23 protein-coding genes are annotated in these 24067 nt (G+C 62.9%); 7 read left to right on the forward strand and 16 right to left on the reverse strand.

Going from position 1 to position 24067, the window contains the following annotated elements; all coding sequences use genetic code 11:
• Window positions 1-6 precede the first annotated feature (6 nt).
• Window positions 7-3051: a multidrug efflux RND transporter permease subunit gene (locus HU738_RS23340; protein ID WP_186601275.1), complete on the forward strand. Its 3045-nt coding sequence runs from the start codon at window positions 7-9 to the stop codon at window positions 3049-3051.
• A 61-nt stretch (window positions 3052-3112) separates the two neighbouring features.
• On the opposite strand, the gene HU738_RS23345 is transcribed toward HU738_RS23340, so the two are convergent.
• The 5 genes from HU738_RS23345 to colR all read right to left on the reverse strand — a co-directional run bounded on the left by HU738_RS23345 (window position 3113) and on the right by colR (window position 6801).
• Window positions 3113-3334, reverse strand: a complete 222-nt coding sequence (locus HU738_RS23345; protein WP_176508338.1) for a hypothetical protein — start codon at window positions 3332-3334, stop codon at window positions 3113-3115.
• Window positions 3331-4032 (reverse strand): lipopolysaccharide kinase InaA family protein, encoded by a 702-nt coding sequence (locus tag HU738_RS23350; RefSeq protein WP_186601274.1) that lies wholly within the window; start codon window positions 4030-4032, stop codon window positions 3331-3333. Before HU738_RS23350 ends, HU738_RS23345 begins: the two co-directional genes overlap by 4 nt.
• Before the next feature lie 6 nt (window positions 4033-4038).
• Entirely contained in the window at window positions 4039-4719 is a 681-nt protein-coding gene (locus HU738_RS23355) for a class I SAM-dependent methyltransferase (protein WP_186601273.1), read from the reverse strand.
• A gap of 107 nt (window positions 4720-4826) precedes the next feature.
• Window positions 4827-6128, reverse strand: a complete 1302-nt coding sequence (locus HU738_RS23360; protein WP_176508335.1) for a sensor histidine kinase — start codon at window positions 6126-6128, stop codon at window positions 4827-4829.
• Window positions 6118-6801 carry a two-component system response regulator ColR gene (colR, locus tag HU738_RS23365; protein WP_003255215.1) on the reverse strand — a complete coding sequence of 228 codons (684 nt, stop codon included), beginning with the start codon at window positions 6799-6801 and terminating at the stop codon, window positions 6118-6120. Before colR ends, HU738_RS23360 begins: the two co-directional genes overlap by 11 nt.
• 180 nt (window positions 6802-6981) lie before the next feature.
• On the opposite strand from colR, the gene HU738_RS23370 reads away from it, so the two are divergent.
• On the forward strand, window positions 6982-7710 hold the full coding sequence (locus tag HU738_RS23370; protein ID WP_186601272.1) for a phosphatase PAP2 family protein: 729 nt from the start codon (window positions 6982-6984) through the stop codon (window positions 7708-7710).
• A 58-nt stretch (window positions 7711-7768) separates the two neighbouring features.
• On the opposite strand, the gene groL is transcribed toward HU738_RS23370, so the two are convergent.
• The 5 genes from groL to HU738_RS23395 form a co-directional block, all read right to left on the reverse strand.
• The gene (groL, locus tag HU738_RS23375) at window positions 7769-9409 is read right to left on the reverse strand and encodes a chaperonin GroEL (protein WP_176508333.1); all 1641 of its coding nucleotides are present in this window, start codon (window positions 9407-9409) and stop codon (window positions 7769-7771) included.
• 50 nt (window positions 9410-9459) lie between these two features.
• The gene (locus tag HU738_RS23380) at window positions 9460-9753 is read right to left on the reverse strand and encodes a co-chaperone GroES (protein ID WP_054884602.1); all 294 of its coding nucleotides are present in this window, start codon (window positions 9751-9753) and stop codon (window positions 9460-9462) included.
• 251 nt (window positions 9754-10004) lie between these two features.
• Entirely contained in the window at window positions 10005-10466 is a 462-nt protein-coding gene (locus HU738_RS23385) for an FxsA family protein (RefSeq protein ID WP_054884603.1), read from the reverse strand.
• Window positions 10467-10533: 67 nt separating this feature from the next.
• Complete coding sequence (locus HU738_RS23390; protein ID WP_176508331.1) at window positions 10534-11265, reverse strand: HugZ family pyridoxamine 5'-phosphate oxidase; 732 nt, start codon at window positions 11263-11265, stop codon at window positions 10534-10536.
• A 92-nt stretch (window positions 11266-11357) separates the two neighbouring features.
• Window positions 11358-12368 carry a DUF481 domain-containing protein gene (locus HU738_RS23395; RefSeq protein ID WP_186601271.1) on the reverse strand — a complete coding sequence of 337 codons (1011 nt, stop codon included), beginning with the start codon at window positions 12366-12368 and terminating at the stop codon, window positions 11358-11360.
• Window positions 12369-12521: 153 nt separating this feature from the next.
• Between HU738_RS23395 and HU738_RS23400 the strand changes: the two genes are divergently transcribed.
• Window positions 12522-12875, forward strand: a complete 354-nt coding sequence (locus HU738_RS23400; RefSeq protein WP_186601270.1) for an MGMT family protein — start codon at window positions 12522-12524, stop codon at window positions 12873-12875.
• Window positions 12876-12918: 43 nt separating this feature from the next.
• On the forward strand, window positions 12919-14466 hold the full coding sequence (locus HU738_RS23405) for an AmpG family muropeptide MFS transporter (RefSeq protein ID WP_176508328.1): 1548 nt from the start codon (window positions 12919-12921) through the stop codon (window positions 14464-14466).
• A 128-nt stretch (window positions 14467-14594) separates the two neighbouring features.
• Here the strand turns inward: HU738_RS23405 and HU738_RS23410 are convergent, their stop codons facing one another.
• From HU738_RS23410 to HU738_RS23420, 3 genes are all read right to left on the reverse strand, one after another.
• Window positions 14595-15839 (reverse strand): MFS transporter, encoded by a 1245-nt coding sequence (locus HU738_RS23410; protein ID WP_186601269.1) that lies wholly within the window; start codon window positions 15837-15839, stop codon window positions 14595-14597.
• Between the two features lie 123 nt (window positions 15840-15962).
• A complete protein-coding gene (locus tag HU738_RS23415) occupies window positions 15963-16805 on the reverse strand; it encodes a mechanosensitive ion channel family protein (RefSeq protein WP_186601268.1) in 843 nt (280 codons plus the stop codon).
• Window positions 16806-16921: 116 nt separating this feature from the next.
• Window positions 16922-17407: a YajQ family cyclic di-GMP-binding protein gene (locus HU738_RS23420; protein WP_054884610.1), complete on the reverse strand. Its 486-nt coding sequence runs from the start codon at window positions 17405-17407 to the stop codon at window positions 16922-16924.
• Between the two features lie 102 nt (window positions 17408-17509).
• Here HU738_RS23420 and HU738_RS23425 point away from each other — a divergent pair, with 102 nt between their 5' ends.
• Genes HU738_RS23425 through HU738_RS23435 form a run of 3 tightly spaced genes read left to right on the forward strand, consistent with a single transcriptional unit; the run spans window position 17510 to window position 21056 of the window.
• Window positions 17510-18427 carry a putative 2-dehydropantoate 2-reductase gene (locus HU738_RS23425; protein ID WP_186601267.1) on the forward strand — a complete coding sequence of 306 codons (918 nt, stop codon included), beginning with the start codon at window positions 17510-17512 and terminating at the stop codon, window positions 18425-18427.
• A 30-nt stretch (window positions 18428-18457) separates the two neighbouring features.
• Window positions 18458-20488 carry a sensor histidine kinase gene (locus tag HU738_RS23430; RefSeq protein WP_186601266.1) on the forward strand — a complete coding sequence of 677 codons (2031 nt, stop codon included), beginning with the start codon at window positions 18458-18460 and terminating at the stop codon, window positions 20486-20488.
• 1 nt (window position 20489) lies between these two features.
• Window positions 20490-21056 (forward strand): cob(I)yrinic acid a,c-diamide adenosyltransferase, encoded by a 567-nt coding sequence (locus HU738_RS23435; RefSeq protein ID WP_186601265.1) that lies wholly within the window; start codon window positions 20490-20492, stop codon window positions 21054-21056.
• Window positions 21057-21083: 27 nt separating this feature from the next.
• Here HU738_RS23435 and HU738_RS23440 read toward each other — a convergent pair whose 3' ends face one another.
• The 3 genes from HU738_RS23440 to argJ form a co-directional block, all read right to left on the reverse strand.
• Entirely contained in the window at window positions 21084-22028 is a 945-nt protein-coding gene (locus HU738_RS23440) for a Nudix family hydrolase (protein ID WP_186601264.1), read from the reverse strand.
• On the reverse strand, window positions 22025-22657 hold the full coding sequence (locus HU738_RS23445) for a glutathione S-transferase family protein (RefSeq protein ID WP_054884615.1): 633 nt from the start codon (window positions 22655-22657) through the stop codon (window positions 22025-22027). Before HU738_RS23445 ends, HU738_RS23440 begins: the two co-directional genes overlap by 4 nt.
• Window positions 22658-22792: 135 nt before the next feature.
• Complete coding sequence (gene argJ / locus HU738_RS23450; protein ID WP_186601263.1) at window positions 22793-24010, reverse strand: bifunctional glutamate N-acetyltransferase/amino-acid acetyltransferase ArgJ; 1218 nt, start codon at window positions 24008-24010, stop codon at window positions 22793-22795.
• Between the last annotated feature and the right edge of the window lie 57 nt (window positions 24011-24067).

Here is a 24067-nt window from a genome sequence, read left to right on the forward strand (position 1 = left end):
GCAGGCATGGCGTTCACCGACCCGTTCATCCGCCGCCCGGTGCTGGCCAGCGTGGTCAGCCTGCTGATCCTGCTGCTCGGCTTCCAGGCTTGGCACAAACTGCAGATCCGCCAGTACCCGAAAATGGAGAACGCCCTGATCACGGTGACCACCGCCTACCCCGGGGCTAACGCCGAGACCATTCAGGGCTACATCACCCAGCCGCTGCAACAGAGCCTGGCCAGTGCCGAAGGCATCGACTACATGACCTCGGTCAGCCGCCAGAACTTCTCGGTGATTTCCATCTACGCGCGCATCGGCGCCGACAGCGACCGCCTGTTCACCGAACTGCTGGCCAAGGCCAACGAAGTGCGCAACCAGCTGCCGCAGAACGCCGAAGACCCGGTGCTCAGCAAGGAGGCCGCCGACGCCTCGGCACTGATGTACATCAGCTTCTACAGCAAGGAAATGAGCAACCCGCAGATCACCGACTACCTGTCGCGGGTGATCCAGCCCAAGCTTGCCACCTTGCCAGGCATGGCCGAGGCGGAAATCCTCGGCAACCAGGTGTTCGCCATGCGCATCTGGATCGACCCGGTGAAACTGGCCGGCTTCGGCCTTGCCGCCAGCGACGTGACCAATGCCGTGCGCCGCTACAACTTTCTCTCCGCCGCTGGCGAGGTGAAGGGCGAATACGTGGTCACCAGCATCAACGCGAGCACCGAGCTGAAATCGGCCGAAGCCTTTGCCGCCCTGCCGCTCAAGGTGTCCGGCGACAGCCGGGTGCTGCTGGGTGATGTGGCACGTGTGGAAATGGGCGCGGAAAACTACGACACGGTCAGCTCGTTCGACGGCACGCCGTCGGTCTATATCGGCATCAAGGCCACTCCGGCAGCCAACCCGCTGGACGTGATCAAGGAAGTACGGCGCATCATGCCCGAGCTGGAGAGCCAGCTGCCGTCGGCGCTGAAGGTATCGATCGCCTACGACGCCACACTGTTCATCCAGGCCTCCATCGATGAAGTGATCAAGACCCTCGGCGAAGCGGTGCTGATCGTCATCGTGGTGGTGTTCCTGTTCCTCGGCGCCTTGCGCTCGGTGCTGATCCCGGTGGTGACCATTCCGCTGTCGATGATTGGCGTGCTGTTCTTCATGCAGATGATGGGTTACTCGCTGAACCTGCTGACGCTGCTGGCCATGGTGCTGGCCATCGGCCTGGTGGTGGACGATGCCATCGTGGTAGTAGAGAACATTCACCGGCACATGGAGGAAGGCAAGTCCCCCTTCGATGCGGCCCTGGAGGGCGCACGGGAAATCGCCATGCCGGTGGTGTCGATGACCATCACCCTGGCCGCGGTATACGCCCCCATCGGTTTTCTCACCGGGCTCACCGGTGCGCTGTTCAAGGAGTTCGCCCTGACCCTGGCCGGGGCGGTGGTGATCTCCGGCATCGTCGCCCTGACCCTGTCGCCGATGATGTGCGCCCTGCTGCTGCGCCAGGAGCAGAACCCCAGTAGCCTTGCCCATCGGCTCGATGTGCTGTTCGACGGCCTCAAGGTGCGTTATCAGCGCGTGCTGCACGCCACCCTCGACAGCCGCCCGGTGGTACTGGTGTTCGCCGTGATCATCCTGTGCCTGATCCCGCTGTTGCTCAAGTTCACCCAGAACGAACTGGCGCCCAACGAGGACCAGGGCGTGATCTTCATGATGAGCAGCTCGCCGCAGCCGGCCAACCTTGACTACCTGAATGCCTATACCGACCAGTTCACGCCGCTGTTCAAGAGTTTCCCCGAGTACTACTCGTCGTTCCAGATAAACGGTTTCAACGGTGTGCAGAGCGGCATCGGTGGCTTTCTGCTCAAGCCCTGGAACGAACGCCAACGCACGCAGATGGAGCTGCTGCCGCTGGTGCAGGCCAAACTCGAGCAGATCGATGGGCTGCAGATCTTCGGTTTCAACCTGCCGTCGCTGCCGGGTACCGGCGAGGGCCTGCCGTTCCAGTTCGTGATCAACACCGCCGGCGACTACCCTGCCCTGCTGGAAGTCGCCCAGCGGGTCAAGCAGAGGGCGCAGGCGTCAGGCAAGTTCGCTTTCCTCGACATCGACCTGGCCTTCGACAAGCCAGAAGTGGTGGTCGACATCGACCGGGCCAAGGCGGCGCAGATGGGCGTGTCCATGGATACACTGGGCAGTACCCTGGCCACCCTGCTGGGCGAGGCTGAAATCAACCGCTTCACCCTCGAAGGTCGCAGCTACAAGGTGATTGCCCAGGTGGAGCGGCCCTACCGAGACAACGCCGGCTGGCTGAACAACTACTACGTGAAAAACGAGCAAGGGCAGCTGCTACCCTTGTCGACGCTGATCACCCTCCATGACCGGGCCCGCCCGCGCCAGCTCAACCAGTTCCAGCAGTTGAACTCGGCGATCATCCAAGGGGTGCCGATGGTCAGCATTGGCGAGGCGTTGCAGACGGTGCGCGATATCGCCCGGGAAGAAGCACCTGAGGGCTTTGCCTTCGACTATGCCGGGGCGGCCAGGCAGTACGTTCAGGAGGGCAGCGCCCTGTGGGTGACCTTCGGCCTGGCATTGGCGATCATCTTTCTGGTGCTGGCCGCACAGTTCGAGAGCTTCCGCGACCCGCTGGTGATTCTGGTGACCGTACCCTTGTCGATCTGTGGCGCGCTGCTTCCGCTGTTCCTGGGCATCTCCAGCATGAACATCTATACCCAGGTCGGGCTGGTGACGCTGATCGGCCTGATCAGCAAGCACGGCATCCTGATCGTCGAGTTTGCCAACCAGTTGCGAGAGGAACAGGGCTTGAGCATTCGCCAGGCCATCGAGGAGGCTGCCGCCATTCGCCTGCGGCCGGTGCTGATGACCACGGCGGCCATGGTGTTCGGCATGGTGCCGCTGATTTTGGCTACCGGTGCCGGGGCGGTCAGCCGGTTCGACATCGGCACGGTGATTGCCACTGGCATGTCGATCGGGACCTTGTTCACCCTCTTCGTGCTGCCTTGCATCTACACCTTGCTGGCGCACAAATCGGCTACCAGGGAACCGGTGGCAGCCTGATCAGGCTGCTTCAAAAACAAAGGCCTCGCGTTCGCGAGGCCTTCATCTTGCTCGAGCGCCATCAGCCAAACGGCCGCAGCCCCTGGCGCATGCCGAAGAGGAACAACAGCAAGTCCTGGTCTGGTTCAGCCTTGTTCTGCTGCGCCTTGACCGTATGCGGCACCGCGCATTGGCCAGCCTTGCTGAACACCACAGGCCGCGGCTCTTCCCAGGCAGCTACCGCCGCCGTGGTCACAGCCAACCCAGCCACCAGGAACAAAGCTCGAGCGATTTCTAGTTTCATTGCCCTAACCCTTTGACAGCGCTGCCAAACGCCATCTGGTAAAAATAGAGCAGCGTTTGCCATTCCGTGTCATTTAACGACGAGTGGCGGCGCAGCTGGCGCAGGTCGTTGCCCGCAGCCCGCTGACAGCTGATGCGTCGTCGGCACTTTTCCAGGTCCAGGAGTGCTACTTCGACGCGGGCCTGCTCACCTTCGCCGATGACCTTGATGAAGACGTGCTTGCCGTACAGGCAGCCATGCTGCCAATGCCCCAGGTGCATGCGTGCCAGGTTGTCGGCCAGGTCCTTGAGCATGCGTTCATGCACCACCTGGGGATACCGCTCGCGCGCACCTTCTGCATGCCAGGTATCGAGCTCGACAAAGCCATCCAGCGCCTCGCTGACCAGCAGCGCACGCCATTGATGCTCAGGATCACGCTCGGCACCACAAAACACGATACGTGGCACGCGCACGCCGAGTTGTTCGAAGCTGTTCAGTGCATCGAGCTCGCGCAACACCGTCGGCCTGCCGAATGGGTGTAACAGGCTGCGATAGATATGGCCAACCTGACGCTTGGCATACAGCACCTTGCCATTGCCATCCCTCAGACGTTGTACGCCACTTTCACCACCGCGCCGCTGGTTGGGTTCCTCGACCCATTCACCTTGCTGGCGCCAGTAAAAATCGAACCGCGACTCCCCATTTTGGGCTACAGCCATCAAACACTACCCCTTACGCAATACATATACCCGCCACATGGCATAGAACGGCAGGAAGTCGAGGCGCTCCTGGATTCTGAAGCCGGCGGCCTTGAATTCTGCTTCGACCGTTTCTGCCGGTAACACGAAACGGTTCTGATAGCTGCCTTGCTCGCCGTTGGCTCTGCGCTTTTGCTCGAGCTTCTGCCGGCGCCAAGCCTTGAAGTTGCCGTCCACCCACAATGACAGGATTACGCTGTCACGGCTAACCCTCTGAAACTCGTCAAGAATGGTTTTGCGATGAGCCGCCTGGCCGATATGGTGAAACAGCCGCATGCAGAAAATGCTGTCGACCGAATTATCCGGCAAATCGATCGCGAATGCCGAAGTCTGCAAAGGACGTACCCGCGCCACCACTTCTGGCGGTTGTGCGGCACAGGCGGTCTTGATCATCGCCTCGGAGTTGTCGGCGCCGATGATCACCCGATTCGGCTTTTCCGCCAGCAGCGGCCAGAATCGGCCCGCTCCACAGGGCAGATCGAGGACCAGGCCCGGTTCTCCGGCCAGCGTCAGCGCCCGACGGGCGAGATGCTCGTCGCGCTTGTGGGACAGGCGCCGGGCCAGTCCATCCTGATGCTTGAGGAAATACGCCTGGGCATGTTGCTGGTCGTACTTTTCGGAAAATTCGAGTTTGATCGGGCTGCGCATCGAGAGGCTCCTATCTTCAATGCGCCTACCTTAGGTAACAAACCGTGGGAAACAGGTCATGCCAATGTGAAAATAACGTCATCAAACGGCAGGACTGTTTCATCATATTACAGGGTGGGATCAGTCTTTTCCGCGCTCTGGCTCAGGTCCACCTGGAAGCGGCAGCCGTGCGGCGAGGTCGAGGTCAATGTCACCCGCCAGCCTTGGTCATCGCAGATCCGCTGTACCAGCGACAGGCCCAAGCCGAGGCCTTCGCCACGCCGCTCCTCGCCACGCACGAAAGGCTGGAACATGGCCTCGCGCTTTTCCTCCGGGATACCCACGCCACTGTCTTCGACACTGAAGCCGTTGAGCTCCAGGCTCAGGCGGATATAACCGCTATCCGTGTAATGCGCGGCATTACGCAGCAGGTTGCCCATCACCGAGTGCAGGAAGGTGGCGTTGTACAGCAATGGGCCTGCACTGACCTGGCCGTCATAGTAGAGCGCCAGGCCTTTCTGCTCGATGGTATCGCGCCACACCCCGATCAAGTCGTCGGCGACTTCGCGCAGGGTTGCCTGGGACGCCACGGCGCCCTGGTCACGCTGGGCACGCGCCAGCATCAAGAAGGTCTTGACCAGCTCGCGCATCTCTTCCGTGGCGCGGGCGATGCGCTCCACCTGGTTGCGCGAGCGGGTATCCAGATTGGGGTTTTCCATCAACAGTTCGCACGAGGTGGCCAGCACCATCAGCGGTGTGCGCAGCTCATGGCTGACATCGCTGGTGAACAGACGCTCGCGGGTCAGCGCATCACGCAGCCGGCCGAGGGTATCGTCGAACGCCACCGCCAACTGCCCGACTTCATCGGCCGCGTAGTCGGGTGCCAAAGGCGGCGCCAGGCCGAGCAACTGGTCACGATGGCGAACCTGGCGCGCCAGGCGGATGACCGGTGCCATGACCCTGCGCGCCAGTAACCAGCCGAGCACCACGGCCAGTACCAGGCTGAGCACGAAGCCCACCACCACCACGGCGAACAGCACCCGCTCGCGCTCTTCGAAATCGCTTTGGTCCTGCAGCAGTACGTAGCGGCGACCATCGACGATCTCGACCATCGCGTGGTAGGACAGCTGGTCGCGAAATACCTCATGGAAGCCCACATCGAGGTGGCGCAAGTCCTTGGGCAGCTCGAAATCATCGCGTCCGCCACTGAAGTAGAACAGCTGGTCAGGCCGTGGCCGGTGGCTCCAGTCACTGACGCTGTCCATGCGCAGCAGGCGCTGCAGATCGCCGCCGAGCACCGATGAGATCAGGCGCTCCTCAACCAGATGCACGGTGGCGACGATACCGAAGGCGAAGGCGCCGGCCACCAGTGCGCTCATCAACGCAAAGGCGATGATGATGCGCTGGGCAAGGCTTTGCTTAAACTCCATCGCGGCCCTCGGCGAGGCGATAGCCGACGCCATGGACGGTATGCAGCAGCGGTTTTTCGAACGGTTTGTCGATCACCTGGCGCAGCTGGTGCACATGGCTGCGCAGGCTGTCGCTGTCAGGGCAATCATCACCCCACAGGGCTTCTTCCAGCACTTCGCGGCGCAGCACGTGCGGGCTTTTCTGCATCAGTACGGCGAGCAGCTTGAGGCCGACCGGGTTGAGCTTGAGCAGGCGGCCCTGGCGGGTCACTTCGAGGGTATCGAGGTCGTAGCTCAGGTCCGCGACCTGCAGGGTACGGCGCCCGCCACCCTGGGCCCGGCGCAGCACCGCTTCGATGCGCGCGGCCAGTTCGGACAAGGCAAAAGGCTTGAGCAGGTAATCATCGGCACCGGAGCGGAAGCCCTGCAGGCGGTCGTCCAGCTGGTCGCGGGCGGTGAGCATGATCACCGGGGTGTCACGGCGGGCATCCTCGCGCAGGCGCTTGCACAGGGTATAGCCATCGATACCGGGCAGCATGATGTCGAGCACGATCAGGTCGTAGTGCTCGGTGGCGGCCAGGTGCAGGCCCGACAGGCCGTCCTGGGCGCAGTCGACGGTGTAGCCTTTCATGCCCAGGTAATCGGCAAGGTTGGCAAGAATATCGCGGTTGTCTTCAACCAAAAGAATACGCATCGGGTTCTCCTGTGCAGCGCTTCGCTACGGTGCGCGGCAGGCGCAGCTTAAGGCCATCGCCGTTACTGTGCCAGCCCTGGGGCAAATTCAGCGAACTTGACAGTTTTTTCACTGATCCTTCACGGACAGAGAATAGCGGGCGCATGACAATGCCCGGTCTTTTTAGCCCCTGGAGCTGTCATGCAACAACGCACTCGTCCGCGTCCGATCAACCTCTGGCTGTACCTGGGCATACCGCTGGCCATTGCCGCGACCCTGCTCCTGCTGGAACTGACTTCGGTCGACATGGACGTCGCCAACCTGTTCTACGACCCCGCCGCCGGGCAGTTCATCGGGCGTCACAGTTACCTGCTGGAAACCGTCATGCATGACCGGGTCAAGCAAGGCGTGATCCTGCTTGGCCTGATCTCGCTGGGCGCGTTCGCTTCGAGTTTCTTCTGGAAGCGCCTGTTCAGCTGGCGCCGCGAGCTGGGTTGCCTGGTGCTGGCGCTGGGGCTGTCAACCGCCTTCGTCACGCCACTGAAGAAGGTGACCCAGGTCCAATGCCCCTGGAGCCTGACCCAGTTCGGCGGCAAGGAAACCTACAGCAAGCTGCTGGAACATCGCCCGGCGACCGACAAGCCTGGCCTGTGCTGGCCAGGTGGGCATGCCGCCACCGGTTTCTGCCTGTTCGGCCTGTTCTTCATGCTGCGTGACCGCAAGCCGAAGCTGGCGCGGGTGGCCTTCGCGGTAGCCCTGGCGGCCGGCTCGGCGCTGGGGCTGGGGCGGATGCTGCAGGGCGCGCACTTCCTGTCGCACAACGTGTGGACCGCGGTGTTCTGCTGGTTGATCGGCCTGGGCTCGTATTACCTGGTGTTGTACCGCAAGGGCATGGTCGAGGCGCCAGCCGCCGAGCATCGCGTCGCCTGAAAATGAAAAAGCCCCGCACTAGGCGGGGCTTTTTCTGGGTGCAGGGGGTAAGGCTGGCTTACATCATGCCGCCCATGCCACCCATGCCGCCCATGTCAGGCATGCCAGCAGCTGGCTTGTCTTCCGGCAGGTCGGCAACCATGGCTTCGGTGGTGATCATCAGACCGCCGATCGAAGCTGCGGCTTGCAGAGCCGAACGGGTGACCTTGGCTGGGTCGAGGATACCCATCTCGATCATGTCGCCGTATTCACCGGTAGCGGCGTTATAGCCGTAGTTGCCCGAACCTTGCTTGACCTTGTCAGCGACAACGCTTGGCTCGTCGCCGGCGTTGGCGGTGATCTGGCGCAGCGGAGCTTCTACAGCGCGACGCAGCAGGGCGATACCGACGTTCTGGTCTTCGTTGTCGCCTTTGAGACCGGCAATGGCTGCCAGGGCGCGAACCAGGGCAACACCACCGCCAGGCACCACGCCTTCTTCGACGGCTGCGCGGGTAGCGTGCAGGGCGTCTTCAACGCGGGCTTTCTTCTCTTTCATTTCAACTTCGGTACCAGCACCGACCTTGATCACGGCAACACCGCCAGCCAGCTTGGCCAGACGCTCTTGCAGCTTCTCACGGTCGTAGTCCGAAGAGGTTTCTTCGATCTGGGCACGGATCTGCTTGACGCGTGCTTCGATGTCGGCGTCAACGCCAGCACCGTCGATGATGGTGGTGTTTTCCTTGGACAGGATGACGCGCTTGGCGTTACCCAGGTGCTCCAGGGTGGTGGTTTCCAGGGTCAGGCCGATTTCTTCGGAGATGACCTGGCCGCCGGTCAGGACGGCGATGTCCTGCAGCATGGCCTTGCGGCGGTCGCCGAAGCCCGGTGCCTTGACCGCAGCAACCTTGACGATGCCGCGCATGTTGTTGACCACCAGGGTAGCCAGGGCTTCGCCTTCGACGTCCTCGGCAACGATCAGCAGAGGACGGCCGGCCTTGGCAACGGCTTCCAGAACTGGCAGCAGCTCACGGATGTTGGAGATCTTCTTGTCGACCAGCAGCAGCAGCGGGCCTTCCAGCTCGGCAACCATGGTGTCCGGCTTGTTGACGAAGTATGGCGACAGGTAGCCACGGTCGAACTGCATGCCTTCTACGACGGACAGTTCGTTTTCCAGGCCCGAGCCTTCTTCAACGGTGATCACGCCTTCTTTACCGACTTTTTCCATGGCTTCGGCGATGATTTCACCGATGGAGTTGTCGGAGTTGGCGGAGATGGTGCCTACCTGAGCGATGGCCTTGGAGTCGGCGCATGGCTTGGACAGGTTCTTCAGCTCGGCGACGACGGCGGCGGTGGCCTTGTCGATGCCGCGCTTCAGGTCCATCGGGTTCATGCCGGCAGCGACGGCCTTCAGGCCTTCGTTGACGATGGCCTGAGCCAGAACGGTAGCGGTGGTGGTGCCGTCACCGGCAGCGTCGTTGGCCTTGGAAGCAACTTCCTTGACCAGCTGGGCGCCCATGTTTTCGAAGGCGTCTTTCAGCTCGATTTCTTTGGCGACGGAAACGCCGTCCTTGGTGATGGTCGGAGCACCGAAGCTCTTGGCCAGCACTACGTTACGGCCTTTCGGGCCGAGGGTCGCTTTTACTGCGTCAGCCAGAACGTTGACACCAACCAGCATTTTCTTACGAGCGGAATCGCCGAATTTTACGTCTTTAGCAGCCATGATCGTTTAATCCTTGAAAAATCTTTGGAGTAACGGGAAGTCGGGGAAAATCAGCCTTCGATAACGGCGAGGATTTCGTTCTCGGCCATGATCAGCAGGTCTTCGCCATCGACTTTCACGGTGTTGCTGCCCGAGTAAGGGCCGAATACCACTTTGTCACCGACTTTAACGGCCAGCGCACGTACTTCGCCGTTTTCCAGAACGCGACCGGTGCCAACTGCAACGACTTCACCGCGGTTTGGTTTTTCTGCGGCCGAACCCGGCAGGACGATACCGCCAGCGGTTTTCGATTCTTCTTCGCTGCGACGGATGACTACGCGGTCATGCAGAGGACGAAGCTTCATTGTCGATCTCTCCCAAATAGTGGTTTTCATCGGCCGGTACGAAACCGGCGGGTTAATGCAATCCGGCGATGCCGGGGGTGGCCCGCAAAGGGCGAACCACCTTTGTCATGACTGGTGTTACCACCAGAAACCTTGCGGTGACCACATACATGAGGCCGCCATATGCAATTACAAGGCTTGATATGCAAAAAATTTCAGGGCGCTCAAAAAGACCGAGGCCGCTTGCGCGGCCCCGGAAGATACAGCTCTGATTATTGGTCGCGGCGCTCGTACTCGCCTTCGATCACGTTCGGCCGATGGCCGCCGTCACGCGGCGGTGCCTGGAACGGCTCGTCCTGGAACGCACGCTGGCGCATCGCCTGGGCTTCCGCGCGTTGGCGCATCTTGCGCGCCGCCAGATGGCGGGTGAACGGCAGCAGGCACAGCAGGCCCAGCACATCGCTGATGAAGCCGGGCAACAGCAGCAACCCCCCACCCACGGCCAGCATCAGGCCCTGGAACATGTCCTCGGCGGGCAGTTCGCCACGCTGCAGGCTTTCACGGGCACGCAGGGCGGTGGCGAGGCCGGCCACGCGGACCACCAGCACACCCAGAGCAGAACCGGCGATGATCAGCAGCAGCGCCGGAAAGAAACCGATGGCGCCGGCAACCTTCACGAAAACGAACAGCTCCAGCACCGGAAACAGGAGAAACAGCAGTAGAAAAGCACGCATCAAAGCATTCCTCGTCGGAAGAGACCCTTCCTGTAAGACCTACAGATGGATGCATGCGCTCGCTATTTCAAGCCTCGACTTCAGTCGCAGTCGGCCATTGGTCGGCGCGGGCCAGCAGAACCAGGGCTTCGCGCACTTGTGTCGGGGTGTTGCAGGGAGCGGGAAATGCCAACCAGTAGATGCCCTGGCCGATACGCAGGTGCATGCCTTCGCTGTCGATGCCGACCATCTGTGCCGGCACGCTGCGCGGCAGGTCGCTCAGCGCGACATAATGAGCGATGGCATTGGCATGGTCGCTGTTCATGTGCTCGATCATGCTCGCCTCTGCCTTGCCCGCAAAGGGATTGGCCAGGGTTACCTGGTCGAGCCAGTGGATCGCACCGAAGCCGCCAATGTAGCGATGGCGCACTGGCTGCAGGACCCAGAAGTCGAAATCATGGGCCTTGTGGTAGTTGGCGGCATCGGGGAAGTAGCGGTAGTAGCGCTCGGCGGCGGCCTCGATGGCAGCCTCGTCGACCAGTTTGTGTGCCTCGGCCATCACCGTCAGGCGGCCTACGGCCTGCACGTCTTCGGCTTCGCGCTCACCGACCAGCAGCGAGCACTTGGGGTCTTTCTGCAGGTTGTGCGTGTGCTGGGCGATGCGGCTGATCAGGATCAGCGGATTGCCCTGGGCATCCAGGCAATAGGGCACCACTGATCCGAACGGGAAGCCAGGCATGGACTTGGAATGGGTCGAAAGCACGCCGCGGTATTCCTTGAGCAGCAGTTCCCGGGCGGGGCGAATGGCGTTGGTACTCACGTGAGGGCGGCTCCTGACGGCGGACTGGATGCTGACAAGATAAGCATTATCAGCTGCCAGCGCCAATGGGCTGCTGCGCAGCCCCCGGCGCGTTACCAGGTCACACCGAACCCTGCCGTATAGCGGGTCTTGTCCAGATCGCTGTCGCGCGTCCCGGTGATGATGTCCTTCTCTGCCTTGAGGTTGAGCGAAGCCCATTCGGTGACCTTGTAGCGCAGCCCCACTTCGGCATCCAGCGCGTAGTCGGCCACTCCGCCCAGCGGCTTGGCGAACTCGCCATTGGTGAACAGCTGGACATTCTTGCCGATCAGGTAGCGGGTGTAGTCCCACTTCACCGCCGCCGAGTAGAAATTGTCCTTGGCGCCGTCCTGGTACTCGAAGTCGGTACGGTTGATCAGCGAGCCCAGCGAGAACGCGCCCAGTTCGTCGTCCCAGAACTGGTAGCCAGGGCCGGTACCGATCGTCCGCTGGCGGGAGAGGTCTTCGATGCGGTCGCGCTTGTACTCCATGCGCCCCTGCCAGAACCACTTCTCGGTGAGGAAGCGGTCAAGCGCGTATTCGGCGCTCCAGTTGTCGGTGGTGGTGACGTCGTCTTTGGTTTCGCGGTTGTATTCGCCTTCGGCATTGTGCCGCCAGCGGCCGTGGCGAGCGGTGGTCTTGAAGTCGACGTCGTAGTCGTCGCTGTCGGTCTCGGCGCGCTTGTAGTCCATGGCCAGGTCGACGTTGCCTTTCCAGATGAAGTCCTCGACCAGCGGTTTCGGCTTCATGATCTGCTGGACACTGGCGAGGTCGACCGTCTTCGGTGCATCGCCGTTGGCCAGGGTCACCTTGCCCGGCTCGGCAGCCTTCAGCGACTTGGCCTTCTCGCCGCTGTAGGCGTCCTGCTTGACCAGCAGTTCCTGGTCGCTCTCCAGGGTCTGGACCTGTTTCCAGTCCAGCGAGATCGAGCCGCCATAGGGGGTTTCCAGCAGCAGCTTGCCCCCGTCGAATACACGAATCTTGCCGCTGAGCCGGTCGCCGTTCTTCATCCACACGGTGTCGGCGAACACCGGGCTGGCGCACAGGGAAGCGGTCAACAGGCAAAGTAAGGATCTAGAATACATAAGCGCGCTACAGGTTCGATTTGACGAAAAAAGCCGGGCATTATCCAGATACCACCGACCAGAGCAAGGACTGACCCAGGAGCATGCCGTTGAGTTCAACTCTCATTTGCCGTGACCATTCGTCCGGTTTCATCCCAGGCCATGGCAGCCGTGATGCCTGAGGGATATGAGCACACCCTGGCATCGCCCGAAGCCCGACGAACGGCGCTGTATTCGGTGCTTGGCCAGGTACCCGAGGGCAAGGTGGTCAGCTACGGCGAGCTCGCCGAGCTGGCAGGGCTTGGGCGGGCGGCACGTTGGGTCGGGCGTACCCTTGGGCAGTTGCCAGCCGACACGCGTCTGCCCTGGCACCGGGTACTCGGTGCTGGCGGGCGGCTGAGCCTGGCGCTGGGCACGCCTTCGGGCGATGAACAGCGGGCCAGACTGCGCGCAGAGGGCGTGAATGTGACCAATAATCGTGTGGATCTGACGCGCCATGGCTGGCGTCCGATGGAGCACAGCGGTTAGAGTGCGCGCTTTGTTTTCGCAAATTTGAGGCAGATGTTGGCCCATGCCCCGTAAAACCTGGCGCGCTGCGCTCGCTGCCTATGCCAGCCCGTCAACCTTGGTACTTTTGCTGCTGGGCTTTGCCGCCGGCCTGCCCTACATGCTGGTGTTCTCGACCCTGTCGGTGTGGCTGCGTGAAGCCGGCGTGGCCCGTGAAACCATTGGCTACGCCAGCCTGATCGGCCTGGCCTATGCCTTCAAATGGGTCTGGTCACCGCTGCTCGACCAGTGGCGCCTGCCGCTGCTTGGCGGCCTGGGGCGACGACGCTCGTGGCTGTTGCTGTCGCAATCGCTGGTGGTCATCGGGCTGGTCGGCATGAGCTTGTGCGACCCGCAGCAGCACCTTTCCTGGCTGATCGCCCTGGCGGTGCTGGTGGCCTTTGCCTCGGCCACCCAGGACATCGCCGTCGATGCCTATCGCCTGGAGATTGCCGACGACCAGCGCCAGGCGGCCCTCGCCGCCAGCTACATGGCCGGCTACCGGGTTGCCGCCCTGCTCGCGACAGCAGGCGCGCTGTTCTTCGCCGAATGGTTCGGCTCCACCGGCTTCAGCTACCTGCACAAGGCCTGGGCCGGTACGTACGTGCTGTTCGGTGTGTTGATGCTACCGGCACTGTTCACCACCCTGGTGATGCGTGAGCCAGCGGTGCCCATGCGCACCCAGCTGTCGGCCGCACGCTATGGCCTGATGCATCAGATGGCCTCGGTGTTCGTGCTGATCATCCTGCTGGTGTCGGTGCCGGCCAGTTTTACCCAGATGTTCAACACCGGCTGGTCGAGCGTCATTTCCGGCGATGCGACGCCTCTCGACCTGCTGCTCGAAGACCGTGCCTTCCTGCGCCTGATCCTCTACGTGCTGCTGACCTGGGCCTGCCTTTCGAGCATGGGCCGGCGTGGCCTGGCCCCGGTACTGACACCGGTGCACGACTTCATCTCCCGCTACCGCTGGCAGGCGCTGTTGCTGCTCGGCCTGATTGCCACCTATCGCATGTCAGACACGGTCATGGGCGTCATGGCCAACGTGTTCTACATCGACATGGGCTTCACCAAGGACCAGATCGCCAGCGTCAGCAAGGTGTTCGGCCTGATCATGACGCTGGTCGGCGCGGGCGTCGGCGGCTTGCTGATCGTGCGTTTCGGCATCCTGCCGATCCTGTTCATCGGCGGCGCGGCCTCGGCGGCCACCAACATCCTGTTCCTGATGCTGGCCGACATGGGGCCGAACCTGGAAATGCTGGTGGTGACCATTTCGCTGGACAACTTCAGCTCGGGCCTGGCGACCTCGGCGTTCGTCGCCTACCTGTCGAGCCTGACCAACCTGAAATTCTCGGCCACGCAATATGCCTTGCTCAGTTCGATCATGCTGTTGCTGCCACGCCTGATCGGCGGCTATTCAGGAGTGATGGTGGAGAAATACGGGTATCACGACTTCTTCCTGATCACTGCGTTGCTGGGCGTGCCCACGCTGATCCTGATCGCGCTGCACTGGCGCCAGGAAGTGAGCCGGGGAAAGCAGGTGCCGGTGGATAACCCGGCGGCCGAGCAGCCCTGATCGTTCACTGCCTGTACCGGCCTCTTCGCGGGTGAACCCGCTCCCACAGTTACCACACCGCCTTCAAGGCAAGTGGAGAACCTGTAGGAGCGGGTTTACCCGCGAAAGGGCCGGTACAGACACAAAGATCATTCAGCCACAGCCCCTTCCCCAGGCCGCCCACCGACCACGAACCACAGCGGCCACAATGCCAAGGCACCCGCCACTCCGGCAGCCAGGGCAAAGTGCAACAAGCTGTCCCCCGCCCCGATCATCGCCAGAACCGCACCACCCAGCCCCAGCAAGGCAATGGTGATCATCCCCAGCATCGCCGACACCAGCCCCTTGCTTTGCTCGCTGGCGAACAGCGTCATGCGGTACAGCACCGCATTGGCCACGCCCAGCCCCAACGCATACAGCGACATGCCAGCGACCACGCTGGTCACCGTCGGCCATACCCAGGTCGCCAGCACCATCAGGCACAAGCCGGCCAGGTAAGGCCCAAGGGCGCCGCGCACCAGGGCCGGCAGCGGGTAGCGGTCGGCGATGCGGTTGATGATCAGGTTGCCCAGGATCAGCCCACCAAACACCGGCAACTGCCACAACGCATATTCCATCGTACTCAGCCCCTCATCGTGAATCAGCAGCACCGGCGACAGACCGATCCAGCCAATCAGTGGCAGGCCCACCAGCCCCAGCGCGGCACTGCCGGCAACGAACCTGCGGTTGGCCAGCAACTGGCCGTAACCGACGAGCAGTGGCAGCAGATGGATAGGGGTGAACGGCAGGCGTGAACCATCGCGACGCTCCACTCCGAGGGTTTCCGGCATCAGCCGATGCAGCAGCAACCAGCACGCCACCGCGCCGATGGCAAAGGCCACGAACAGCCAGCGCCAGTCCAGCCATTGCAGCATGAGGGTACCGACCAGCGGGCCGAGCAGCGGCGACAGCAAGGCGATGTTGGCCAGCAGTGCCATCATGCGCACCGCGTCCGCTTCGCTGAACGACTCGTTCAGTGCCGGGTAGCTGACCGTCACCACGAAGCCCAGGCCGATGCCCTGCAACAGGCGCAGCAAGTTGAACAGACCGATATCCTGCACCCAGTAGGTGGCCAGGCAGGCGCCGCCGAAGAACGCGCAGCCGGCCAGCAACAGTGGACGGCGCCCATAGCGGTCGGCCAGTGGGCCGATCAGCCATTGCAGCACCACGCCACCGAGCAGGTACAGGTTGAGCGCGTGCGGGATGTATTCGGGGCTGGCGTTCAGGTGCTCGACCACCACCGGCATCGCCGGCATCACGGCGTCACTGGCCAGGTAGGTGAGCAGCTCGAACAGGGCCAGGGTCAGACCGAACAAGAGGGCCCGAAGAGGTGTGATGTAAAGCAATGGTTTCATGATGGCGTATCGGGTGCAGGCAGGAGGGGTCAGGCTATATGCCAGAAAACGCGAGGAATTGCTGTGAGCAAGTGTAAGGGCGGCTGCAAAAGACCGGGGCCGCTTTCGCGGCCCCGTCTGGTATTACTGTGCGGCGGTCTCCTGCACCACGCGGATGACCCGCTGCGGGAACGGAATGTCGATCCCTTCGGCCTTCAACCGGTCACGGGCATGCTCATTGAGCATGAACATCACATCCCAGTAGTCGGAGGTCTTGGTCCACAGGCGCAGCGACACGGTGATCGAGCTGTCGCCCAGGGTCGCGACCACCGCCTGCGGAGCAGGGTCCGGCAGCACGCGAGGGTCCCGTGCCAATTCCAGCAGGACGTTGCGCGCCTTCTGCAGGTCGGCCTCGTAGTCCACGCCGACGTCGAACACCACCTTGCGCGTCGGCTGGCGGTTGGTGTTGGTGATGATGCCGTTGGACAGGCTACCGTTCGGCATGATCACGGTCTTGTTGTCACCGGTACGCAGCACGGTGTGGAAGATCTGGATGCTATCGACGGTACCGGCCACACCCTGCGCTTCGATCCAGTCGCCGATGCGGAACGGGCGGAACATCAGGATCAGCACGCCACCGGCGAAGTTCGCCAGGCTGCCCTGCAGCGCCAGGCCGACAGCCAGCACAGCGCCACCCATGGCTGCCACGAACGAAGTGGTCTCGATGCCGATCATCGACGCCACACTGATCGCCAGCATCACCTTCATGACGATGTTGGCCAACGTGCGAATGAAACCCTGCAACGCCGGGTCCGCGACCCGCAGGCCGACAAGCCTGGCCAAGCGGTCACTGACCTTGTTGGTGATCCACCAGCCGATGGCCAAGGTCACCAGCGCAAGCAGCAGACGGCTGCCATACGCCATGATCATGGGGATCCAGGTCTGCGACTGGCGGACCAGCTGATCGACTTCAGCGTTCAAATCCATGTATTCATCTCCTGATGCCGTGCGGCACGTACACAGTAAAGCAGGCCGCCGGTCATCCAGCGGCCACGGCCCCCATGGACATCATTGCGCCATCGAGGTTCCGGGCAACCCTGCGATCAGTCGCGGAAGTTGTTGAACTGCAGCGGCATGTCGAATTCCTTGGTGCGCAGCAGGGCAATGGCCTCCTGCAGGTCGTCGCGCTTCTTGCCGGTGACACGCACCTGCTCGCCCTGGATCGCGGCCTGGACCTTGAGCTTGCCGTCCTTGATGGTGGCGACGATCTTCTTGGCCAGGTCCTTGTCGATGCCTTCGCGGAACTTGGCTTCCTGTTTCTTTTCCTTGCCCGAGGCGTACGGATCCTTGGTTTCCAGGCACTTGACGTCGATCTTGCGCTTGACCAGCGCCAGGCGCAGGATTTCCAGCATGGCTTCGAGCTGGAACTCTTCCTCGGCGGTCAGCACCACGGTCTGCTCCTTGTCCTTGAACTCGAAGCTGCCCTTGCCCTTGAGGTCATAGCGGCGATCGAGGTCCTTGATGGCGTTGTCGACCGCGTTCTGCACTTCGTGCTTGTCCAGTTCCGATACCACGTCGAACGAAGGCATGGGTAATCTCCATAAAATAAACGCGCGCTCAGTCTGAACATGGAGCGCGTCGGTGTTAGCGGGTTAAAATGCGGGCTCATTATAACGGGTTGCGAAACGCAGATGAGCAGCACCTGGCATATTCTCGGCGCCGGTAGCCTCGGCAGCCTCTGGGCCTGCCGCCTGGCACGCGCCGGCAAGGCAGTACGCCTGATCCTGCGTGATGCGCAGCGCCTGCAGGCCTACCAGCAGGCCGGCGGCCTGACGCTGACCGAGCAGGAGCAAACCCGCCGCTACGCCATCCCGGCCGAAACGGCCGAGTCCGGCGGCCCCATCCATCGCCTGCTGGTGGCCTGCAAGGCCTACGATGCCGCTCCCGCCGTCGCCCGCCTGGCGCCGCGCCTGGCTGAGGGCGCGGAACTGGTGCTGTTGCAGAACGGCCTGGGTAGCCAGGACGAAGTCGCCGACCAGGCCCCCCTCGCCCGCTGCATCTTCGCCTCAAGCACCGAAGGTGCATTCCGCGAGGACGACTGGCGAGTGCGCTTCGCCGGTCATGGTTTCAACTGGCTGGGGGACCCGGCCAACCCCACCCCACCAGAGTGGTTCGATGACCTGAACGACGCGGGCATTGCCGCCGAATGGACGGTCGACATCCTTACCCGCCTGTGGCGCAAGCTGGCGCTCAACTGCGCCATCAACCCGCTGACCGTGCTGCACGATTGCCAGAACGGCGGTTTGCTCGGGCACCTCGGCGAGGTCGAAGCACTGAGCACGGAACTGGCCGAGCTGCTGCGCCGTTGCGGCCAGCCCCAAGCCGCAGCCGATCTGGGCGAAGAAGTGCTGCGGGTGATCCTGGCCACTGCGGCCAACTACTCTTCCATGTACCAGGACGTGCGCGCTGGCCGGCGTACCGAAGTGCACTACCTGCTGGGCCATGCCTGCCGGGCAGCCGAGCGCCACGGCATGGCGTTGCCGCAGCTGGAACACCTGCACCAGCGCCTGGTCGATAACCTGCGAGCGCGTGGTTTGCCCAGCGCCTGACGTCAACCCAATACGGACATTGCCTTGCCCATGAGCCTGCGCCAACGCCTGGAAAACCTCCCGGTCGGGCAGAAACTGCTGGCAGCCTTGCTGGTACTGCTGGTGACCATCCTGCTGGTCGCCAACCTGACCTTCATCAGCGCCGCCTACTGGATCACCCAGGAGAGCATGGCGCCGCAGGCGTTGCAGACCATCGGCAAGCTGGTGGCCAACCCGCAACTGTCGGCCCGTGCCGGCGACTCGACCGAGACCGCCACGGCCCTGCTCAAGGAGCTGGACCGCTACACGCCGCTGCGAGCCGCGGCCATCTACGGCGGCGACGGCAGCATGCTGGCCCAGCTCCAGCACGGCGAGTCACTGGCCCTGCCCAAGCGCTACCGCAACATCGACGGCTGGCGCCTGATGGAGTTTCGCAGCACCCAGCTGATCCGCATCCCGCGCGACGCCAGCCCACCGGCGCACCTGTTGCTGGTGGCCAGCAGTGAGCTGCCCACGGCGTTCTATACCGGCACGCTCAGCGCCAGCCTGGCGATCCTGGTGTTCAGCATCCTGCTGTGGTTGGTCATCGCCCGGCAGATCAAGCGCCTGATCACCCAGCCGATCAACCAGCTCGAAGAACTCAGCCGTCAGGTCACCCGCGAAGAAAGCTATGCCTTGCGCGCCACCCGCGGCAACGACGATGAAATCGGCAGCCTGGCCGAAGCCTTCAACACCATGCTTTCGCGTATCGAGGCCCGCGAGCAGCAACTCAAGCGCACCCGCGACGAATTCCAGACAGCCTACGACCAAGCCCAAGGCCTGGCCGAGGAAACCCGTAACACCAATCGCAAACTGGAGCTGGAAGTCCAGGTGCGCAGCAAGATCGAGAAGAAGCTCACCGGGTTCCAGAACTACCTCAACAGCATCATCGACTCCATGCCCTCGGCCCTGATCGCCCTCGATGAGCAACTCTATGTCACGCAGTGGAACCACGAGGCCACGGTGCTTTCCGGCACGCCGCTGGACGAAGCGCTGAACCAGCCGATCTTCATCGCCTTCGAACCACTCAAGCCGTTCCTGCCGCAGCTCAAGGAAAGCGTCGAAAAGCACCGGGTGGCGAAAATCGAGCGGGTCACCTGGCCCAAGGGCGACGACCTGCGTCATTACGCCCTGACCTTCTACCCGCTGACGGGCGGCGGCGGCCGCGGCGTGGTCATCCGTATCGACGACATCACCCAGCGCCTGTCGCTGGAAGAGATGATGGTGCAATCGGAGAAGATGCTCTCGGTCGGCGGCCTCGCAGCCGGCATGGCCCATGAAATCAACAACCCGTTGGGCGCGATCCTGCACAACGTGCAGAACATTCGCCGACGCCTCTCGGCAGAGCTGCCGCGCAACCAGGAACAGGCCAGTGAGCTGGGCATCGACCTGGCCAACGTCAACCGCTACCTGGAAAACCGCGAAGTACCGCAACTGCTCGACGGCATCCAGCAGGCCGGCGCTCGCGCGGCGAAGATCGTCACCCACATGCTCAGCTTCAGCCGTCGCAGCAACCGCCAACTGGCGCCTTGCGACTTGCCGGCGCTGATCGACCAGGCCGTGGAGATCGCCAGCAACGACTTCGACCTGACCATCGGCTTCGACTTCAAGGGCCAGGCCATCATCCGCCAGTTCGACCCCAACCTGGGCCCGGTGCCCTGCACTGCCAACGAGCTGGAGCAAGTGCTGCTGAACCTGCTCAAGAACGCCGCCCAGGCCATCCATCAGCGGCCGCAGCCCAGCGAGCCAGGGCGCATCATCCTGCGAACGAAACTGAATCCGCCGTGGGCCGAGATCCAGGTCGAGGACAACGGCGTGGGCATGCCCGAAGCCGTTCGCAAGCGCACCTTCGAGCCGTTTTTCACCACCAAGGAGATCGGCCAGGGCACCGGGCTCGGGCTGTCGGTTTCGTACTTCATCATCACCAACAACCACAAGGGGCAGATGGAAGTGCAGTCCACGCCCGGCCAGGGCACCTGCTTCACCCTGCGCCTGCCCCTCGGCCAGCCGCCAGCGGCTGCGCCGACCCACACGGAGGCATGACATGGGCTATCGCCTGTCGAAGATCTACACCCGCACTGGCGACAAAGGCGAAACCGGCCTGGGCGACGGGCGACGGGTACCCAAGGACCACCCACGGGTCGAGGCGATCGGTGAGGTGGACAGCCTCAACAGCCAGCTCGGGCTGCTGCTGGCTGGCCTGGATGAGCACAAGCTGGATGAGGTGAGCAGTGTTCTGGCGCCATGCCAGCATCGCTTGTTCGACCTGGGTGGCGAGTTGGCGATGCCCAGCTACCAGGCCTTGAACCAGGATGAAGTGGAGCGGCTCGAAGCGGCGATCGATGTATGGAATGAAGAACTGGGGCCGCTGACGAACTTCATCCTGCCCAGTGGCTCGGCGCTGGTGGCGCAGGCCCATGTGTGCCGCAGCCTGGCGCGCAGTGCGGAGCGGCGATGCCAGCAGTTGAATGCGCTGGAGCCGTTGGAGGGGGTCGGGTTGGCTTACATCAACCGGCTTTCGGATCTGCTGTTCGTGGCAGCGCGGATCATTGGACGGCGGCAGGGGGTTGCCGAGGTGTTGTGGCAGCCTGCGGAAAAACCTCGGGGCTGATGGGGCCGCTGTGGCGGCCCCAGACAGTCAGGCCTCAGGCCAGAATGCGCGAATCCCGGCCACACCTTGTGCTCCGGCCTGCCAAGCCCGCTCCCGATCACCCGGCCCAACGCCACCCAGCAGGTAAACCGGCTGGTTGAACCCGGCAATCAGCCGCTGCGCTTCATCCCACCCCAACGGCACCGCTTCGGGATGGGTCTGGGTCGCCTGCACGGGTGACAGGGTGACGAAATCCACGCCCATCTGCTCGGCCAGCGCCAGCTCTTCGGCACTGTGGCACGACGCTGCCAGCCAGCGTTCCTTGGGGAACGGGCGGCCATTTGCTGCGTACTTGCGTAGCTGTGAGGCGGTCAGGTGCCACCCAGCGGACGGGAAGTCGCCCAACCACTCCAGCGGCCCCTTGAGCATCAGCTGCGCCTTGCCGGCGCACAACCCGACCGCGTCCACCGCCACATCGCGGTACTTGGGGTCGTACATGTCCGGAGCGCGCAACTGGATCAGGCGGATGCCACTGGCCACGGCCTTCTGGATACCCTTGAGCATCTGCGGTACTTCCAGGCCATCCGGGGTGATCAGGTACTGATCCGGCAAGCGCGCAGCAGCGACGATCGGCTTGTTGGCTTCAGGGAATTCGTACTGTGCCAGGTCCCGCGGAGCGACCCAGGCCAGCGGCTGGCCCTCGGCGCCATGGGCTTCGCCGGTGAACGCATCGACCTCACGGACATCCAGCAGCACCTGCTTGTCCGGGTAGTCGTGGCTGACCTTGATCAGCGCCCGCGAACGGGTCACGTCGATACCCAGTTCTTCGCGCAACTCGCGGGCAAACGCCGCTTCGACGCCCTCGCCCTCTTCCACCTTGCCACCCGGGAACTCCCACAGGCCGCCCTGGTGCTGGGTATCAGCGCGGCGGGCAATCAGAATGCGCCCGTCATTGCCGCGGATCACCGCAGCGACTACATGGATTCGTTTCAACCTGCACGCTCCGCCAGGCCAGCTTGCCGCCAGGCCTGGAAGGCCGGCCACTGGTAAATGGTTTCGATATAGGTGGCTGCCTCGGCGGGCACCTCTACGCGGTAGCTCCGCAGGCGCACCGCCACCGGGGCAAAGAAGGCATCGGCCAAGGTCGGCTTGCCGAACAGGAAGGGGCCGCTGTCCTTGGCCACCAGGCGGCATTCGGACCACAGCGCGACGATGCGGTCGATATCCACCTGGACCTCCAGCGGGATGTTATCCAGTCCCTGGTCACGGGTCAGGTCGAACGGCATGGCACCGCGCAGGGCGAAGAAGCCGCTGTGCATCTGCGCACAGGCCGAGCGGGCCTGGGCACGGGCGGCAACGTCTGCCGGCCACAGCTGGGCCTCGGGGTGGCGTTCGTTGAGGTACTCGGCGATGGCCAGGGAATCGGCGATCACACCGTGCTCAGTCTTGAGCAGCGGCACCTTGCCGGTAGCGGAGAATTCGAGGATACGTTTGCGGGTGTCGGGCTGGTTCAACGAGATAAGCGTTTCTTCATAGGGCACGCCAGCCAGCTCGAGGGCCAGGGCGCCACGCAGCGACCAGGAAGAATACAACTTGTCGCCGATGATCAGGTGGTAGCTCATGGTTCGGCTCCATGCATTTGGGGATTCTGGGGCTGCTTTGCAACCCATCGCGGATAAATCCGCTCCTACAGTGACCGCATAATCGTTGCAGGAGCGGATTTATCCGCGAAAGGGCCGCAAGGTGGCCCCGTTAAATCAGGTGCGGTATTCGGCGTTGATCTTCACGTATTCGTGGGACAGGTCGGTGGTCCAGATGGTTTCGCTGCACTGGCCACGGCCAAGCTCGATACGGATGGTGATCTCTTCCTGAGCCATCACCGCCGAACCTTGTGCCTCGGTGTAGCTCGGGCTGCGGCCGCCTTTGCTGGCGATGCACACGTCACCCAGGTACACGTCGATCAGGCTGACATCCAGCTCTGGCACACCGGCACGGCCCACGGCAGCCAGAATCCGGCCCCAGTTCGGGTCGGAAGCGAACAGCGCGGTCTTGATCAACGGCGAGTGGGCCACGGCGTAACCGACATCCAGGCACTCCTGGTGGTTGCTACCGCCATTGACCTGCACGGTGACGAACTTGGTGGCGCCTTCGCCGTCACGGACGATGGCCTGGGCCACTTCCATGCACACTTCGAATACGGCCTTCTTCAGCGCTTCGAACAGTGCGCCGCTGGCTTCGGTCACTTCCGGCAGGTTGGCCTTGCCGGTGGCGATCAGCATGCAGCAGTCGTTGGTCGAGGTGTCGCCGTCGATGGTGATGCGGTTGAACGACTTGTTGGCGCCGTCGAGGATCAGGTCCTTGAGCACGGCCGGAGCGACTTTGGCGTCGGTGGCGATGTAGCCGAGCATGGTGGCCATGTTCGGACGGATCATGCCGGCGCCTTTGCTGATGCCGGTGACGGTGACAGTCACACCATCGTGCTGGAACTGGCGGCTGGCACCTTTGGGCAGCGTGTCGGTGGTCATGATGCCGGTGGCGGCTTCAGCCCAGTGGTTTTCCGACAGGTTGTCCAGGGCGGCTTGCAGCGCGCCTTCGATCTTCTCGACCGGCAGGGGCTCACCGATCACACCGGTGGAGAACGGCAGTACCGACTCGGCCGGCACGCCGGTCAGTTCGGCGAGCTTGGCGCAAGTACGTTCGGCAGCTGCCAGGCCTGGCGCGCCGGTACCGGCGTTGGCATTGCCGGTGTTGGTCAGCAGGTAGCGCACGGTGCCCTGCACGCGCTGCTTGGAGAGGATAACCGGAGCTGCACAGAAGGCGTTGAGGGTGAACACGCCAGCCACGCTGGAGCCTTCGGCGCAGCGCATGACCACCACATCCTTGCGCCCAGGACGCTTGATGCCGGCAGAAGCGATACCGAGTTCAAAACCCGGAACCGGGTGCAGGGTGGGCAAAGGACCAAGACCAACAGCCATTAGAGCGCTCCTAGAAAAGCGGTGAATATGGAAAAAGGGGGCCGCAATGCGGCCCCC

This window comes from Pseudomonas vlassakiae, from assembly GCF_014269035.2.
GTDB classification, from domain to species: Bacteria; Pseudomonadota; Gammaproteobacteria; order Pseudomonadales; family Pseudomonadaceae; genus Aquipseudomonas; species Aquipseudomonas vlassakiae.

What these genes read in the sequence shown, in the direction of transcription:
- HU738_RS23340 (WP_186601275.1), top strand. Translation starts at nt 7, where the DNA reads ATGGCGTTCACCGACCCGTTCATCCGCCGCCCGGTGCTGGCCAGCGTG.
- HU738_RS23345 (WP_176508338.1), bottom strand. Translation starts at nt 3,334, where the DNA reads ATGAAACTAGAAATCGCTCGAGCTTTGTTCCTGGTGGCTGGGTTGGCT.
- HU738_RS23350 (WP_186601274.1), bottom strand. Translation starts at nt 4,032, where the DNA reads ATGGCTGTAGCCCAAAATGGGGAGTCGCGGTTCGATTTTTACTGGCGC.
- HU738_RS23355 (WP_186601273.1), bottom strand. Translation starts at nt 4,719, where the DNA reads ATGCGCAGCCCGATCAAACTCGAATTTTCCGAAAAGTACGACCAGCAA.
- HU738_RS23360 (WP_176508335.1), bottom strand. Translation starts at nt 6,128, where the DNA reads ATGGAGTTTAAGCAAAGCCTTGCCCAGCGCATCATCATCGCCTTTGCG.
- colR (WP_003255215.1), bottom strand. Translation starts at nt 6,801, where the DNA reads ATGCGTATTCTTTTGGTTGAAGACAACCGCGATATTCTTGCCAACCTT.
- HU738_RS23370 (WP_186601272.1), top strand. Translation starts at nt 6,982, where the DNA reads ATGCAACAACGCACTCGTCCGCGTCCGATCAACCTCTGGCTGTACCTG.
- groL (WP_176508333.1), bottom strand. Translation starts at nt 9,409, where the DNA reads ATGGCTGCTAAAGACGTAAAATTCGGCGATTCCGCTCGTAAGAAAATG.
- HU738_RS23380 (WP_054884602.1), bottom strand. Translation starts at nt 9,753, where the DNA reads ATGAAGCTTCGTCCTCTGCATGACCGCGTAGTCATCCGTCGCAGCGAA.
- HU738_RS23385 (WP_054884603.1), bottom strand. Translation starts at nt 10,466, where the DNA reads ATGCGTGCTTTTCTACTGCTGTTTCTCCTGTTTCCGGTGCTGGAGCTG.
- HU738_RS23395 (WP_186601271.1), bottom strand. Translation starts at nt 12,368, where the DNA reads ATGTATTCTAGATCCTTACTTTGCCTGTTGACCGCTTCCCTGTGCGCC.
- HU738_RS23400 (WP_186601270.1), top strand. Translation starts at nt 12,522, where the DNA reads ATGCCTGAGGGATATGAGCACACCCTGGCATCGCCCGAAGCCCGACGA.
- HU738_RS23405 (WP_176508328.1), top strand. Translation starts at nt 12,919, where the DNA reads ATGCCCCGTAAAACCTGGCGCGCTGCGCTCGCTGCCTATGCCAGCCCG.
- HU738_RS23410 (WP_186601269.1), bottom strand. Translation starts at nt 15,839, where the DNA reads ATGAAACCATTGCTTTACATCACACCTCTTCGGGCCCTCTTGTTCGGT.
- HU738_RS23415 (WP_186601268.1), bottom strand. Translation starts at nt 16,805, where the DNA reads ATGGATTTGAACGCTGAAGTCGATCAGCTGGTCCGCCAGTCGCAGACC.
- HU738_RS23420 (WP_054884610.1), bottom strand. Translation starts at nt 17,407, where the DNA reads ATGCCTTCGTTCGACGTGGTATCGGAACTGGACAAGCACGAAGTGCAG.
- HU738_RS23425 (WP_186601267.1), top strand. Translation starts at nt 17,510, where the DNA reads ATGAGCAGCACCTGGCATATTCTCGGCGCCGGTAGCCTCGGCAGCCTC.
- HU738_RS23430 (WP_186601266.1), top strand. Translation starts at nt 18,458, where the DNA reads ATGAGCCTGCGCCAACGCCTGGAAAACCTCCCGGTCGGGCAGAAACTG.
- HU738_RS23435 (WP_186601265.1), top strand. Translation starts at nt 20,490, where the DNA reads ATGGGCTATCGCCTGTCGAAGATCTACACCCGCACTGGCGACAAAGGC.
- HU738_RS23445 (WP_054884615.1), bottom strand. Translation starts at nt 22,657, where the DNA reads ATGAGCTACCACCTGATCATCGGCGACAAGTTGTATTCTTCCTGGTCG.
- argJ (WP_186601263.1), bottom strand. Translation starts at nt 24,010, where the DNA reads ATGGCTGTTGGTCTTGGTCCTTTGCCCACCCTGCACCCGGTTCCGGGT.